15 protein-coding genes and 4 tRNA genes are annotated in these 13,709 nt (G+C 65.8%); 8 read left to right on the top strand and 11 right to left on the bottom strand.

Features of this window, described 5'->3' with window-relative positions; translation table 11 throughout:
- Positions 1–6: 6 nt before the first annotated feature.
- The 6 genes from BN3385_RS10910 to BN3385_RS10885 all read right to left on the bottom strand — a co-directional run bounded on the left by BN3385_RS10910 (position 7) and on the right by BN3385_RS10885 (position 2,960).
- Positions 7–1,083 (bottom strand): phosphotransferase family protein, encoded by a 1,077-nt coding sequence (locus tag BN3385_RS10910; RefSeq protein ID WP_059016802.1) that lies wholly within the window; start codon positions 1,081–1,083, stop codon positions 7–9.
- On the bottom strand, positions 1,080–1,907 hold the full coding sequence (locus BN3385_RS10905) for an SDR family NAD(P)-dependent oxidoreductase (RefSeq protein ID WP_059016801.1): 828 nt from the start codon (positions 1,905–1,907) through the stop codon (positions 1,080–1,082). The genes BN3385_RS10910 and BN3385_RS10905 overlap by 4 nt, the downstream gene beginning before the upstream one ends.
- Positions 1,908–2,037: 130 nt before the next feature.
- Positions 2,038–2,571, bottom strand: a complete 534-nt coding sequence (locus tag BN3385_RS10900; protein WP_156432719.1) for a hypothetical protein — start codon at positions 2,569–2,571, stop codon at positions 2,038–2,040.
- Between the two features lie 93 nt (positions 2,572–2,664).
- Positions 2,665–2,738, bottom strand: a tRNA-Phe gene (locus BN3385_RS10895).
- Between the two features lie 41 nt (positions 2,739–2,779).
- Positions 2,780–2,856, bottom strand: a tRNA-Asp gene (locus BN3385_RS10890).
- A 31-nt stretch (positions 2,857–2,887) separates the two neighbouring features.
- Positions 2,888–2,960, bottom strand: a tRNA-Glu gene (locus BN3385_RS10885).
- A gap of 121 nt (positions 2,961–3,081) precedes the next feature.
- Here BN3385_RS10885 and BN3385_RS10880 point away from each other — a divergent pair.
- The 3 genes from BN3385_RS10880 to BN3385_RS27575 all read left to right on the top strand — a co-directional run bounded on the left by BN3385_RS10880 (position 3,082) and on the right by BN3385_RS27575 (position 4,143).
- Positions 3,082–3,154 (top strand) — tRNA-Lys (locus BN3385_RS10880).
- 450 nt (positions 3,155–3,604) lie between these two features.
- Complete coding sequence (locus BN3385_RS28570) at positions 3,605–3,763, top strand: hypothetical protein (RefSeq protein ID WP_197415194.1); 159 nt, start codon at positions 3,605–3,607, stop codon at positions 3,761–3,763.
- Between the two features lie 23 nt (positions 3,764–3,786).
- Complete coding sequence (locus BN3385_RS27575; RefSeq protein WP_082690423.1) at positions 3,787–4,143, top strand: DUF2510 domain-containing protein; 357 nt, start codon at positions 3,787–3,789, stop codon at positions 4,141–4,143.
- Here BN3385_RS27575 and BN3385_RS10875 read toward each other — a convergent pair.
- On the bottom strand, positions 4,098–5,132 hold the full coding sequence (locus tag BN3385_RS10875) for an oxygenase MpaB family protein (protein WP_059021799.1): 1,035 nt from the start codon (positions 5,130–5,132) through the stop codon (positions 4,098–4,100). The two genes, BN3385_RS27575 and BN3385_RS10875, sit on opposite strands and share 46 nt — an antisense overlap.
- 56 nt (positions 5,133–5,188) lie before the next feature.
- Here BN3385_RS10875 and BN3385_RS10870 point away from each other — a divergent pair, with 56 nt between their 5' ends.
- On the top strand, positions 5,189–5,770 hold the full coding sequence (locus BN3385_RS10870) for a TetR/AcrR family transcriptional regulator (protein ID WP_059016799.1): 582 nt from the start codon (positions 5,189–5,191) through the stop codon (positions 5,768–5,770).
- Here BN3385_RS10870 and BN3385_RS10865 read toward each other — a convergent pair.
- From BN3385_RS10865 to BN3385_RS10855, 3 genes are all read right to left on the bottom strand, one after another.
- On the bottom strand, positions 5,767–6,237 hold the full coding sequence (locus tag BN3385_RS10865) for a hypothetical protein (protein ID WP_059016798.1): 471 nt from the start codon (positions 6,235–6,237) through the stop codon (positions 5,767–5,769). The two genes, BN3385_RS10870 and BN3385_RS10865, sit on opposite strands and share 4 nt — an antisense overlap.
- Positions 6,238–6,375: 138 nt before the next feature.
- Positions 6,376–6,825: a hypothetical protein gene (locus BN3385_RS10860; RefSeq protein ID WP_082690690.1), complete on the bottom strand. Its 450-nt coding sequence runs from the start codon at positions 6,823–6,825 to the stop codon at positions 6,376–6,378.
- 23 nt (positions 6,826–6,848) lie between these two features.
- Complete coding sequence (locus BN3385_RS10855; protein ID WP_156432718.1) at positions 6,849–7,364, bottom strand: hypothetical protein; 516 nt, start codon at positions 7,362–7,364, stop codon at positions 6,849–6,851.
- Between the two features lie 181 nt (positions 7,365–7,545).
- Here BN3385_RS10855 and BN3385_RS10850 point away from each other — a divergent pair, with 181 nt between their 5' ends.
- The 4 genes from BN3385_RS10850 (at position 7,546) to phoU (ending at position 12,849) form a co-directional block, all read left to right on the top strand.
- The gene (locus BN3385_RS10850; protein WP_059016795.1) at positions 7,546–8,541 is read left to right on the top strand and encodes an acyl-ACP desaturase; all 996 of its coding nucleotides are present in this window, start codon (positions 7,546–7,548) and stop codon (positions 8,539–8,541) included.
- Positions 8,538–9,701 (top strand): tRNA dihydrouridine synthase DusB, encoded by a 1,164-nt coding sequence (gene dusB, locus BN3385_RS10845; protein WP_286141856.1) that lies wholly within the window; start codon positions 8,538–8,540, stop codon positions 9,699–9,701. The genes BN3385_RS10850 and dusB overlap by 4 nt, the downstream gene beginning before the upstream one ends.
- A gap of 203 nt (positions 9,702–9,904) precedes the next feature.
- Positions 9,905–12,097 carry an LCP family protein gene (locus BN3385_RS10840; protein WP_059016793.1) on the top strand — a complete coding sequence of 731 codons (2,193 nt, stop codon included), beginning with the start codon at positions 9,905–9,907 and terminating at the stop codon, positions 12,095–12,097.
- 86 nt (positions 12,098–12,183) lie between these two features.
- Complete coding sequence (gene phoU, locus BN3385_RS10835; protein WP_059016792.1) at positions 12,184–12,849, top strand: phosphate signaling complex protein PhoU; 666 nt, start codon at positions 12,184–12,186, stop codon at positions 12,847–12,849.
- A gap of 75 nt (positions 12,850–12,924) precedes the next feature.
- On the opposite strand, the gene pstB is transcribed toward phoU, so the two are convergent.
- Positions 12,925–13,701, bottom strand: coding sequence for a phosphate ABC transporter ATP-binding protein PstB (pstB, locus tag BN3385_RS10830; protein ID WP_059016791.1), 777 nt, complete (start codon positions 13,699–13,701; stop codon positions 12,925–12,927).
- Between the last annotated feature and the right edge of the window lie 8 nt (positions 13,702–13,709).

Genomic DNA, 13,709 nt, shown 5'->3' with positions numbered 1-13,709 from the left:
GTGCTCCTACTCGGCTGCGATGAGGTCAAGGGTCTCCAGCTCGCGGATCGCCTGACAACCGCGGCGCAGCATCGCCGCCATCATGTCGTCGCCGCGCTCGGTCTCGACCGAGAACGCACACCCCAGCCCGGAGATCAGCGGAACCTGGATCATGCCGAGACGATAGTCCAGCCAGCAGGTCTCCAGGTCGTAGTCGGTGACGCCCTGCTCGGTCAGTGCTCGGTGATAGTCGGCCACCAGGTCCTTCTCGACGTCCGCACGCAACTCGGGTTCCAGGCTGGTGCCGGTGAAGTAGGCGAGATCCCGGCCGGCCAGACCGACGCCGAGGGTCTGCCAGTCCACGACGGTGATGCGGTCGCCGTCGAAGAGCAGGTTGTCCAGCCGGTAGTCGCCGTGCAGCAGAGCGAAGCGGTCGGGTGCGCCCAGCAGCCAGGGGGTGACCGCCGCCATCGACGCGGACAGCGTCTCGGCGTCGGCGTCACTGAGCTTGCCGGCCAGTTTGTCCCTGGTGATGTCGGCGGCAATCTTCGAGATGTCACCCAGGCCGCGCATCGCATCTTCCCCGGTGATGGTCATGGCCAGGCCTTCGAAGGTCTGCCAGTGTGGATCGCACCAGGTGGGCGCGTGCAGTCCGGCCAGTGCCCGCACTGCCAGCCGCGCCTGCTCGACCCCGCAGCCGGCGATCTGGTCACCCTGGACCGCCGGCGCCTGGTCGGCCAGCAGCAGCGCGAAACTGGCTCCCTCGTCAGCGATCTCGCAGTGGAAGCATTCCGGGATCGGGATCGTCACCCGATCAGCGACCGATTGGTAGAAGGCGCTCTCGCTGCGGTAGCCCAGGGACACCCGGTCGCGGACGGCGTCGTCGCCTGAGGGCAGTTTGAGGATGAAGGTGTCGGGCAGGCCGTGCGGATTGGCCGCGTAAGTGGCCGTCACCCGGAAGGTGGCACCCGTCTGTCCCGTCCCGACCGGACGAACGTCGACCGAGGTGACGTCCGTCGCCGTTGCGCGTCCGGCGAGGATCGACGCCAGCCAGGCGGGGGTCACGTCGGAGGGGTACCGGGGAATAGTAGACACATCGCTCATAGTGTCATCGACCGCTCGTCAGCGGAACGCTGCCCGGACACGAACCGCGCCGCCATTCGGTTGAGCAGCCCCGGCGCCAGCCGCGCGAACAGCCATGCGACCTGAGCCTGGCGCGGCGTGACCAGCAGTGCTTTGTTGCGGGCGACGGCGGTCAGGGTGTCGGCGGCCAGCCTGTCCGGGCTGTGGAAGCTCGTGGAGCGCTGTCCCATCTGATAGAACTCGCGGCCGTTGAAGTCGCCGAGCCAGCCCTTGTCCAGGATCGGGGTGTCGACGGCGGTGGGACAGATCGCGAGCACACCGACACCGCGGCCCGCCGCCTCCGACCGCAGCGCCAGCGAGAGCCCCACAACGGCGTGTTTGGTCATGACGTAACTGGTGATGCGGCCGGCGGCCGCCAGGCCGGCCATGGAGGCCGTGTTGACGATGTGCCCACTGCCCTGGCGGACCATGTGCGGGTAGGCGGCATGGACTCCGTGGACGACGCCGCGGATGTTGACGTCGATGATGGCGTTCCACTGATCGAGGGTGAGCAGTTCGGTGTCACCGCCCCAGGTGATGCCGGCGTTGTTGAACATCAGGTCGATCCGACCCGAGCGGTCGACGACGTCGTCCACCACGTTCTGCACCGCGGCCGCATCGGTGACGTCGAGTTGGCGGGCACTGCCGGGTGTGCCCAGGGTGTCGGCGGTGCGCTGGGCAGCCTCGCCGTCGATATCGGTGCACATCACCTCGGCTCCGGCATTGGCCAGCGCGCGGCACAGGGCTGCGCCGATGCCCGATCCGGCGCCCGTCACGATCGCCTGTTTGCCGTCGAACCGCGCCACGCGAGACACCGCGCCTCCTGGGTCGGGAGCGTTGAAGTGGTGTCAACTGTAAGACATACGGCAAGAGTTGCGGTAGAGCGCGGTCCTGAGGCGGACACCGGTCCGTGCCCGGCGAGCTATCGACGAACGTTCACTGCGACATTTTGATAACTGAATTAATCTTGCACCGCACTTCATCCCGATCCGTCGCCAACATTTTGAAGTTGGGATGGTCTTTATTGATCGACAAGGCCTGACCATAAAGATCAATGCACGGTGTCGGCGCGACTGGACCGAGGACTTCCGGCTCCGCTGCACGCGCAGCCACAATCGTGGCAATGGCTCCCACCAGGGCCACAACGAGTGGGACCGCCAACGAGCGTTTGTCGTCAGCATCGGTGTGGCGCTGCGCAAAGGCATACCCAATCAGGAAGACGCCGGCGACCAGGCTGGTGGCGACCAGAGCGAACGCAGTGGTGCCCTGTGGCTTGTCCTGGAAGACGGTCCGCCCGAGCCGAAACGCGACAAGGGCATTGATCAGGCAGACAAGAATGCCAAGCAGCAACGGCAAGACAAACCGCGATTTCTCGCTGCCGCCCACAGATGCTTTCTGAGATCCACCCGCAGTACCAACAGTGACTTCATTTTCTGGGACCGCATGTTTAGTCCCCCCCGGAATTGACATGCATTAAATGCTATTGGGGAGGGCAGAAGAGCGCTGAGGATTCGAGAACGGCGTTGCGGAATGACGACGAGCATCAAACCGGAACCGCTTGAGTGGCCAGGGCCGGGATCGAACCGGCGACCTTCCGCTTTTCAGGCGGACGCTCGTACCAACTGAGCTACCTGGCCGGAAGGCACCCTGTCCAACCCTAAGTGCCTCACCACAAACATGGCGACCCTGACGGGACTCGAACCCGCGACCTCCGCCGTGACAGGGCGGCGCGCTAACCAACTGCGCCACAGGGCCTTGATGTGCCTTCACGTTTCCGTGTCGTGCGTACCCCCAACGGGATTCGAACCCGTGCTACCGCCGTGAAAGGGCGGCGTCCTAGGCCACTAGACGATGGGGGCCCGGCCGAATCTCTTCGGGGTACTCACAACGAGTCAACGCTGGAGCGTCGTTAGCTTAGGGCACTGGGAGCCCAATCCCAAAACCAGGACCCCGAACCGGAGGCAGTATCCTGTCCGTCGCGCCCCTATAGCTCAGTTGGTAGAGCTACGGACTTTTAATCCGCAGGTCCTAGGTTCGAGTCCTAGTGGGGGCACCGACACGGCTCGTCGGCCTTGACCGGCTCGGTCTGCGGCGTGATACGCCCGACGCCCCACAGTTCGTGGATGCACTCGAGAGCGACGGTCAGCACGCAATGACTCATGGCGCGCAACATGCGTTCCGAATTACGAATCTCGCGCCCGACACCCCGCCGCAGTCTCCATGTCGCCCGCCGGCAGCTAAATTCTCTTCGGAAAGAATCGTCGGCGTTCACCATACTCACCGAGAACCGCGCAGAGCCGCGATGAGACTTTCCCGTCGGCAAGGATCTTCCGCCAAAGATCAAGGGCAGCAGCACTGTAACGAGTTTGCGGGATACGCACGCGGCAATTTTTATCCGGGCGCAGTCGGCAGAATATGACATTTCCGGTGGCGAATGTGTGAGGCATCTCAGCAACGGGTAAGTAGAGTGAAACGTTAGGTCGGGATCGTTCAGGAGAGCTCTATGAACAGCCCATGGGTCACCTCGACCGATGTCGTACGATTCGCGATCGCCGACACCGTTCGCAAACTCGGCGGCGATGAGGAAGCGATCGACGACATCGCCACCGCGGCTACCTATGCGATCTGGTGTTCGGCCTTCACGACCGGCCAGGGCCGCTGACCGATCCCGCCTAAACTCGAGACGTGGCCGACCCTCGCATTTCTCTGCCTTTCTGGCGACGCCACCCCGTGCTGGCCGTCGGATTCGTCGGCCTACCCTGCTGGGCGCTGGCCCACGGTTGGTACCTGCCCGTCGCCCTGACAGCGGGTGCGGTGGCGGCGGTCTGGCTGCGGCGGGCACTGCGGTCCGCCGCCCGCACGAGGGCCGCGTTGCGCGCCCGCGCCGACTACGAACACACCCTGAGCTTGGCAGGCGACCCGCGTGGCCTCTACGGGCGGTTCCCGCCGGTGCAATCGGGGTGGTTTCCCGATCCGGGATACAACCGGCAGTGGCGTTACTTCGACGGCGCCTTCTGGACCGGACACGTCGCGCCGAGGTAGTGAATACCGTTGTCGCGGTGATCGACCGGCGGCAGGTTGCGTGCGGGCGTGTGCAGCAGGGGCGCGTCAGCGGGAATGCGTCCGGTCGCACGGTCCCAACCGGCACGCGCGCGCGGGTGCATGCGCCGGCGCGGGGGCAGCAGCTTGAACACCAGGTTGACCGACCGGCCGAACAGCCAGTGCAGCCGCTCGTCGCGCCGCGACCACGTGTAGCCCATCAACTTCCGGACCGGTTCGTCGTAGAGCCCGACGGTCAGCCACACCGCGAACGGTCCCATCACCTTCAGGTAGGCCGACCATATCGGGTCCGGAACCCATTGCAGTGACGGATGTTTCGGCATGGTCGATAGGTCGAGCACCTCACGGGTCGCCCAGTTGTTCTCCAGAACGTTGCGGCACATGTGGTCCCAGTAGAGCTGGAAGTCCTCCCAGCTCTGGGGTACCGGACGCATACTCATGCCGTACATCCGGTACCAGGTGATGTGCTCGTCGAACAGCTGGCGCTTCTGGTCCTCGGTGAGCCCATCACCGAAGTGCTCGGCGGTGAGGATGGTGCCCATGAAGAACGTCGCGTGCGCCCAATAGAAGACCTCCGGGTTCAGGGCGCTGTAGCGACGCCCCTGCTCGTCCACACCCTTGATCGGGATGTGGTAGTCGCGCACCTCGGCGCCGGTGACCGGGGCTCGATCGCCGTCGAAGACCACCCCGCCGATGGGATACAGCGAGCGCAGCAGCCGCGGAAGCCGCTCCCGGAAGAAGATCGAGTGCTCCTGGACGGCCGCACCCAGCTGCGGATGCATGTTTTGCATCGATCCCGCCCAGGGGCCTTGCAGGAGGCCACGCCAGTCGCCGAAGTACTGCCAGGTCAGCGAATCCGGGCCGAGAACATCCGGCGGTGTGTCGTAGCCGCCCGCCGTCACCGGACAACCCGCCCCGACCGGCGCGCCGTCAGTGGTGTCCGGGTGCGCTGCGGACGTATCTTGGCTCAACTGGATGACCTTCACATTCTGACTACGTATGTTGTCATCTGAAGCTTAGGAGTCATGTGACGTCGGGTCAACGACGGGGACGCTGGTCGGGCGTGCCGCTGCAGGATCGCCAGACGCTGCGCCGCGACGAACTGATCGCCGCTGGCGTCACCCTGCTGGGTGATGCCCGCGGCCCTGCACTGACCGTTCGCGCCGTGTGCCGCACGTCAGGCCTCACCGAACGCTATTTCTACGAGAGCTTTACTGACCGGGACGATTTCGTCCGCGCCGTCTACGACGACGTCTGCAACCGCGCGATGGCGGCGTTGATGACCGCGACGACGCCACGAGAGGCCGTCGAGCGATTCGTCGCGCTCATGGTCGACGATCCAGTACGCGGACGGGTGCTCCTGCTGGCACCGGAAGTCGAACCCGTGCTGATCCATTCGGGGGCGGAGTGGATGCCGCGCTTCATCAGGTTGCTCCAGGGCAAACTCACCGAGATCGCCGACCCGGTGGTGCAGAACATGGTTGCCACCGGGCTGATCGGCGCACTGACGGCGCTGTTCACCGCTTACCTGGATGGCCGGCTGGCAGCCTCGCGCGAGCAGTTCATCGACTACTGCGTAGAGCTGCTGCTCAGCCGCGTGGCGGGTTAGCCGCCGGCGACCTGCCCGGCCTCACCCGGAACCTGGCCATCCTGGAGGAGCTCGGACGACGAGCTCTGCTGGGCCTCGGCCTGCTGCTCGGCCAGCTTCTCCTCGTAGTCCGAGCGCGCCTGCCGGCCCTCCGGGCTGCCGATCGAGTTGCCCGGCACACCGGCCGCGGCGAAGCTGTTGTTGCAGTTCAGGTACAAAAGCACCTGACCACCGGCGTTGGTGCCGCTGGAATCGAGGAAGTTGGCGCTACGCGAACCGGTGACGATGCACTGGTCGGTAGGCAGGAAGCTGCCCACCCGGGTCGCGATGGTGGCGGACTGGCCGGAGTCGCTGATGGCCTGGGCCGCATCGGCGTACGTCTGCCCGGCGTACTCGTTGACCGCCGAGGCGACACCCGAGCCGAAGACCGCGAACGATGCTGCCGCCACACCAACGGCGCCGATGCCGAGGACAAAGGGCTTCTTCACGTCTGGACTACCTCCGACTTGGGCGCTTCCTGCGCGTTTACTGGAGAAACGCTTGTGGCTTCAGAATCGGAAGCGTACTCCACAAGGCCGGTCCTCGCAGAGGCACCGACCCGGGAGTTGGACGCGAAAAGTCGCAGGCTAGGGAATCTGCCCCGGCACCCCCGGCACCTCACCGGATTGCAGCAGCTCGTCGCCCTGATTCTGCTGGGCCTCAGCCTGCTGTTGAGCCTGTTGATCCTCCATGGTCCGCTGGCCCTGCGGACTGCTCACTGAGTTGCCGGGGTTACCCGGCGACGCGAGGTCGGCGTTGCAATTCAGGTCGAGCAAAACTCGGCCGCCCGGATTGTTGCCGCTGGAGTCCAGGAAGCTGGCGCTACGCGAACCTGTCACGCGGCATTGCGTGGTGGGCAGCTGGTCTCCGACCACGGTGGCGATGGTGTCGGTTCCGCCGGCCCGCTGGATCGCCTGCGAGGCATCCGCGTAGGTCTGACCCGCGTACTCATTGTACTCATTGTCGGCGCTAGCCGTCCCCGCGGTCAGCAATGCGCAGACGGCGACCAGCGCGACAGCAAAGGCCGGTTTGCCCACGAATACCGGAAGCTGGTTCGCCATCACAGGCTTGCCAGATAATCCAGCAGCTCTTCAGAACAGGTTCCGGAGTACTGGCAGACCGAATTGCATCGTTCGGCGTGGCTGTTGCACCACGGCACGAGTCCCTTGGACATGGCTGCATGGAAGTCCTTGCTGAACTTCACTCCCAGCGCCTGCATGGCTTTCGCCTTCTTGCCCTCAGGCGTGGCCGCGGAGTTGCCTGGCTTACCGGCTTGGGCGACGACCTCATTGCAGTTCAGGTCCAGGAAGATTTCCCTGCCCCGAGGATTGCCGCTCGAGTTCAGATACTTGCCCATCTTGGTTCCAGTCACGATGCAATCGTCTGTTGCAAGCCGGTCCCCGACGACTGTGGCGATCACCGCCGTGTAGCCGTTTCCCGAGATTCTGTCGGCCGCTTTCGCGTACGTGAGGCCGTCGTAGTTCGGTCCTCCTGCAGCCGCGAGTCCCGAGCCGCCGGACAGAATCGCGGCAACAACACTCACCAAGACCGCTACGTAAACAACGACAAACTTCATGAATCCCCCCCGGTACCCCACATGTGGGTGTCTCGGTCACTCCCCAGCTGACCTACGGGGAAGCCTAGCGCCACACCACCATTCCCGGGCCGAAACGACTCGCCCGGAGCAGCAACTTGAATGTCACCGGGATACACAGATATATTGATGCAACTACTGGAAACAGATAACTGGAGGGTTCATGTCGCAAGACCTGACCGACCTCGAACTTCTGCGCGAGCTGGAACCCGTGGCGGAGAAGCTGATCAACCGCCACATGTCCATGTTCAAAGAGTGGAACCCGCACGACTACATCCCGTGGTCGGAGGGCAAGAACTACTACGCCCTCGGCGGCCAGGATTGGCACCCCGATCAGGCCCAGCTCTCCGAGGTGGCCCGTACCGCGATGGTGCAGAACCTCCTCACCGAGGACAACCTGCCCGCCTATCACCGCGAGATCGCGATGAACTTCTCCACCGACGGCCCCTGGGGCTACTGGGTCAACCGGTGGACCGCCGAGGAGAACCGGCACGGCATCTCGATCCGTGACTACCTCGTCGTCACCCGCAACTGCGATCCCATCGAGCTCGAAGAACTGCGCGTCGAGCAGATGACGCGCGGCTTCTCCCCCGGCCAGAATCAGCAGGGCGATCTGTTCGCCGAGAGCCTGTTCGACTCGGTGATGTACGTCAGCTTCCAGGAGCTGGCCACCCGCGTATCGCACCGCAACACCGGCAAGGCCTGCCAGGAGCCGGTCGCCGAGCAGCTGCTGGCGCGGATCTCCAACGACGAGAACCTGCACATGATCTTCTACCGGGATATCAGCGAGGCCGGCTTCGATGTCGCCCCCAACCAGGCGATGAAGTCGCTGCACCAGGTGCTGCGCAACTTCAAGATGCCCGGATACACCGTGCCGGACTTCCGCCGCAAGGCCGTCATCATCGCGATGGGTGGTGTCTACGACCCGCGCATCCACCTCGATGACGTCGTGATGCCGGTACTCAAGAAGTGGCGCATCTTCGAGCGCGAGGACTTCACCGGTGAGGCCGCCCGCATGCGCGACGACCTCGCCGAACTGCTCAAGGAGCTCGAGGAGACCTGCGACAAGTTCGAGGAGGCCAAGCAGCGCAAGCTGGAGCGCGACGCGCGCCTGGCTGAGAAGCGTGCCGCCAAGACACTGGCCGGGGCGGCGACATAGCCGAGACCTCACCAGCCACCACCGGGCTGCGGATCGGGCCCTTCGCCCTCCGCAGCCCGGTTGTCTTGGCGCCTATGGCCGGTGTCACCAACGTCGCGTTCCGCACCCTGTGCCGCGAGTTGGAAGAGGCCAGAGTCGGCACCGTCAGCGGCCTCTACGTCTGCGAGATGGTCACCGCTCGCGCCCTCGTCGAACGGCACCCCGTCACGATGCACATGACGACGTTCGCCCCGCAGGAGTCGCCGCGTTCGTTGCAGCTTTACACCGTCGATCCGGCCACCACCTACGAGGCGGCCAAGATGATCGTTGACGAGGACCTCGCCGACCACATCGACATGAACTTCGGCTGCCCTGTGCCCAAAGTCACACGCCGCGGCGGCGGGGCGGCCCTGCCGTACAAACGGCGCCTCTTCGGCCAGATCGTCGCGGCCGCCGTCCGGGCCACCGAGGGCACGTCGGTGCCGGTGACGGTGAAGTTCCGGATCGGCATCGACGACGCCCACCGCACCCACCTCGACGCCGGCCGTATCGCCGAGCAGGAGGGCGCAGCGGCGGTGGCGTTGCATGCTCGCACCGCAGCTCAGCGGTACTCCGGCACCGCCGACTGGGAAGAGATCGGCCGGCTGAAGGAGGCCGTGCAGTCCGTCCCCGTGCTGGGCAACGGCGATATCTTCGAGGCCAATGACGCGCTGGCCATGATGGCCGCGACCGGGTGTGACGGAGTCGTCATCGGCCGTGGCTGCCTGGGCAGACCGTGGCTGTTCGCCGAGCTGTCGGCCGCGTTCACCGGCTCACCGGCACCGACGCCGCCCAACCTCGGCGAGGTCGCCGACATCATGCGCCGCCACGGCCGGCTGCTGGCCGACCATTTCGGCGAGGACAAGGGCATGCGGGACATGCGCAAGCACATCGCCTGGTACCTGCACGGCTTCCCGGCAGGCGCCGACCTTCGCCGGTCATTGGCGCTGGTCAAGACCCTCGATGAGCTCGACGGGCTGCTCGATCAACTCGACCCGGAGGTGCCGTTCCCGGCGGCGGCGACAGGCCCGCGCGGCCGTCAGGGCTCGGCGGCCTCGGTGTCGCTGCCCGAAGGCTGGCTCGACGATCCGGACGACTGCACGGTCCCCTGGGGCGCCGATGTCATGCACTCGGGTGGCTGATTCGAGACGGTCCCGACATCTCGGTGAGCTGGCGGCCACACATCTTGTCTCAGTACGATAAGGAACTTGTTGTGGACCGCTCCACGTAGCGGTTCCCGAGGCGAGAGGGCGACGTTCCTCACCGAGGTGCCAAGCAAGCCGCACCACGGCTGTGTACCGCGCGACGATGCGCAAGACCCACCAGAGTCGGAGGCGACTGGAACATGAGTGACGGCGATAGCGCCACTCCTGGCCAGCGCGGCGGCACCGAACCCGGCTCCAGCGAACGCATCACCAGAACACCGCGGCCCGCGCAGAGTGCCGCGCCCTGGGAGCGCGCCTCCACATCGCACCGCGCCGACGAACCGCCCGCCCGCCCGCGCCCGTCGGGCAACCACACCGAGGGCGTGACGGTCGCTGACCTGATCGCCAAGGTGGCCGGCACCGCGAGCGCACCGGCACAGCCGAATCGGCACCGTGCCGACAGGCCCGCCGAGCCGGCCGACAACTCGATCCCGTCGGGCAACCACACCGAGGGCGTGACGGTCGCTGACCTGATCGCCAAGGTGGCCGGCACCGCGAGCGCACCGGCAAAGCCGAATCGGCACCGTGCCGACAGGCCCGCCGAGCCGGCCGACAACTCGATGGATCGCACGGAGCCCATCCCGGTCGTGACGGCCGCCTACGCCGAAGAGCTGCCCGATCTCGAGGCCCTCAACCGCTCCCGCGGGCCGCTGGCGGCCGACCCCAGTCCGGCCGCACCGGCCGCACCGACCGCATCACGGGCCAAGAAAGCCACGCGGGCGGCAACATCGAAGTCCAAGCCCGCAAAGAAGACCAGGCGGCGCAGACCCGTCATGCTGGCGGGGCGCTCAGCGGCTGCCGTGTTCGCGGTCTGCGCGCTGGCGCTGACCGGCGGTGCCTGGCAGTGGCAGTCCACCAAGAACGATCTGCTGCGCAATGTGGCGGCCCTGGACCCGAACTCACGCGACATCCTGGACCCCAACGCGCAGTTCGGCGACGAGAACTTCCTGATCGTCGGGGTCGACACCCGCACCGGTGCCAACGGCGAGATGGGTGCCGGCAGCACCGCCGACGCCGAGGGCGCCCGCTCCGACACGATCATGCTGGTCAACATCCCGGCTGACCGTAAACGGGTGGTCGCGGTGTCCTTCCCCCGCGACCTGGCGATCACGCCGATGAAATGCCAGGCCTGGAACGCCGACACCGGCGCCTACGGCCCGGTGTATGACGAGAACACCGGCGAGTGGAGCGACGACTGGCGCTACACCGAGACCAAGATCAACTCCGCCTACGCCCTCGGCGGTCCGAAGTGCTTGGTCAAGGTCATCCAGAAGATGTCCGGCCTGTCGATCAACCGCTTCATGGCGGTGGACTTCGCGGGCTTCTCCAAGATGGTCGACGCGCTCGGCGGAGTCGAGGTGTGCAGCACCACCCCGCTGGAGGATTACGAACTCGGCACCGTGCTGGCCAGTGCCGGACGCCAGACCCTCGACGGCCACACCGCGCTGAACTACGTCCGGGCCCGCCAGGTCACCACCGAGGTCAACGGTGACTACGGCCGGATCAAGCGCCAGCAGCTGTTCCTGTCCTCGCTGCTGCGCTCGATCATCTCCAAGGACACGCTGTTCAGCCTCAGCAAGCTCAACAACGTGGTCAACATGTTCATCGACGACACCTACGTCGACAACGTGCGGACCAAGGACCTCGTCGACCTCGGGCAATCCCTGCAGGGCATCAATGCGGGCCGCATCACCTTCGTCACCGTCCCGACCACCGGCATCACCGATGCCGACGGCAACGAGGAACCCCGCACCCAGGACATCCGGGCGCTGTTCGACGCGATCATCAACGACGATCCGCTCCCGGGTGAAAACGACACCAACGCCACCACCAGCCCGCTGACCGCGGCCAAGAAGGCCGAAGAAGTCACCCCGAGCGCCACCGCCGAGCAGCCTGCCGAGACCACCCAGACCGAACTGGTCAACGCGGTGACGACCAACCCGGGCGAGGTCACCGTGCAGGTCTCGAACTCCACCGGTCAGGAGGGGCTGGGCGCCAACGCCACGGCAGCGTTGCAGCAACACGGCTTCAACGTCCTCGAACCCGACGACTACGACGGCACGGTCACTGGCACGACTGTGATGTTCTCGGCAGGCAACGAAGAGGCGGCTGCCACCGTCGCCGCCGCGTTCCCGAATGCGGCCATGGAACGGGTCTCCGGGCTGGGCCAGACGGTGCAGGTAGTGCTCGGTTCGGATTTCACCACCGTGGCTCCGCCCCCGCCGAGCGGATCGGCAGTCAGCGTGCAGGTCAGCCATGACACCAGCAGCACCCCCACCCCGCTGCCCGAGGACCTGACGGTGACCAACGGCGCCGACGTCACCTGCGAATAGAGGTCGCGGCGCGGTTTGCGTCCATTCACCGTTCGTTCACCCCCCGGCGGCATACTGGGCTGACCTTCTGAAAGTAGGGTGGACCTATGCGCACCGCGTACCACGAGCAGCTTGATGCCCTGACCAACCAGCTCGCTGAGATGTGCCGGATGGCCGGCGTCGCGATGGAGCGTGCGACACAGTCGCTGCTGCAGGCCGATCTGGTGCTGGCCGAACAGGTGATCAGCGACCACGAGGCGCTGTCCAGCGCCAGTGCGCGCGCCGAGGAAGCCGCCTTCGTGCTGCTGGCCCTGCAGGCACCCGTGGCCGGTGATCTGCGCGCGATCGTCAGCTCGATCCAGATCGTGGCCGACGTCGACCGGATGGGCGCGCTGGCCCTGCACGTCGCCAAGATCGCACGCCGTCGCCATCCGCAGCATGCCCTCCCCGAAGAGGTCAACGGCTACTTCGCCGAAATGGGACGAGTCGCAGTCGAATTGGGCAACAGCGCACGAGAGGTGCTGCTGTCCCGTGATCCGGAGAAGGCCCGTCGCATCCGCGAGGAAGACGATGCGATGGACGACCTGCACCGCCATCTGTTCAGCGTGATGATGGACCGGGAGTGGAAGCACGGGGTGGCAGCAGCCGTCGACGTGACGCTGCTGGGCCGGTTCTACGAGCGCTTCGCCGACCACGCCGTGGAGATTTCCCGGCGGGTGATCTTCCAGGTCACCGGCCGGCTGCCCGAAGAGGAAGAGATCCCGACCTACTGAGGTCGGATCACCGAGTCCGGATAGCCGAAAAGGGCTGCCGCGCTATGCGCGACAGCCCTTTCTCGGTGTCAAGTGCTAGCCGAACCGTCCGGAGATGTAATCCTCGGTGGCCTTCTGGCTGGGGTTGGAGAAGATCTTCTCGGTGTCGTCGATCTCGACGAGCTTGCCGGGCTTGCCGGTGGCCTCGAGGTTGAAGAACGCCGTCTGATCGCTCACCCGGGCGGCCTGCTGCATGTTGTGGGTGACGATCACGATGGTGAAGTCCTGCTTCAGCTCGGCGATCAGGTCCTCGATGGCCAGGGTGGAGATGGGGTCCAAGGCCGAGCAGGGCTCGTCCATCAGCAGCACGTCGGGCTGCACGGCGATGGCGCGGGCGATGCACAGCCGCTGCTGCTGACCACCGGACAGGCCACCACCGGGCTTGTCCAGCCGGTCCTTGACCTCGTTCCAGAGGTTGGCGCCCTTGAGAGATCGCTCGCAGGTCTCGTCGAGGACCTTGCGGTTGCGCACCCCCTGCAGCTTGAGCCCGGCCACCACATTGTCGCGAATTGACATGGTGGGGAACGGGTTCGGTCGCTGGAAGACCATACCGATGGTCTTGCGGACACCCACCGGGTCGACACCGGAACCGTAGATGTCCTCGCCGTCGAGCAGCACCGAGCCCTCGACGCGCGCACCGGGGATGACCTCATGCATGCGGTTGAGCGTGCGCAGCACCGTCGACTTGCCGCAGCCGGACGGCCCGATGAAGGCCGTCACACTGCGCGGCGGAACGGCCATTGACACGTCGGCGACCGCGTGGAACGCACCGTAGTAGATGTTGACGTCTTTGAGATCGAGGCGCTTGGCCATGGGAAGAC

Source organism: Mycobacterium sp. M26, from assembly GCF_001494595.1.
Lineage (GTDB): Bacteria > Actinomycetota > Actinomycetes > Mycobacteriales > Mycobacteriaceae > Mycobacterium.
Note: the sequence above shows the minus strand (reverse complement) of the source record. Positions and strands in the feature narration are given on the sequence as shown.

Excerpts from the sequence above, each read along its gene's own strand:
- BN3385_RS10910 (WP_059016802.1), bottom strand. The coding sequence starts at position 1,083 with ATGAGCGATGTGTCTACTATTCCCCGGTACCCCTCCGACGTGACCCCC.
- phoU (WP_059016792.1), top strand. The coding sequence starts at position 12,184 with ATGCGCACCGCGTACCACGAGCAGCTTGATGCCCTGACCAACCAGCTC.
- BN3385_RS10850 (WP_059016795.1), top strand. The coding sequence starts at position 7,546 with ATGTCGCAAGACCTGACCGACCTCGAACTTCTGCGCGAGCTGGAACCC.
- BN3385_RS10840 (WP_059016793.1), top strand. The coding sequence starts at position 9,905 with ATGAGTGACGGCGATAGCGCCACTCCTGGCCAGCGCGGCGGCACCGAA.
- BN3385_RS10900 (WP_156432719.1), bottom strand. The coding sequence starts at position 2,571 with ATGTCAATTCCGGGGGGGACTAAACATGCGGTCCCAGAAAATGAAGTC.
- BN3385_RS10855 (WP_156432718.1), bottom strand. The coding sequence starts at position 7,364 with ATGAAGTTTGTCGTTGTTTACGTAGCGGTCTTGGTGAGTGTTGTTGCC.
- BN3385_RS28570 (WP_197415194.1), top strand. The coding sequence starts at position 3,605 with ATGAACAGCCCATGGGTCACCTCGACCGATGTCGTACGATTCGCGATC.
- pstB (WP_059016791.1), bottom strand. The coding sequence starts at position 13,701 with ATGGCCAAGCGCCTCGATCTCAAAGACGTCAACATCTACTACGGTGCG.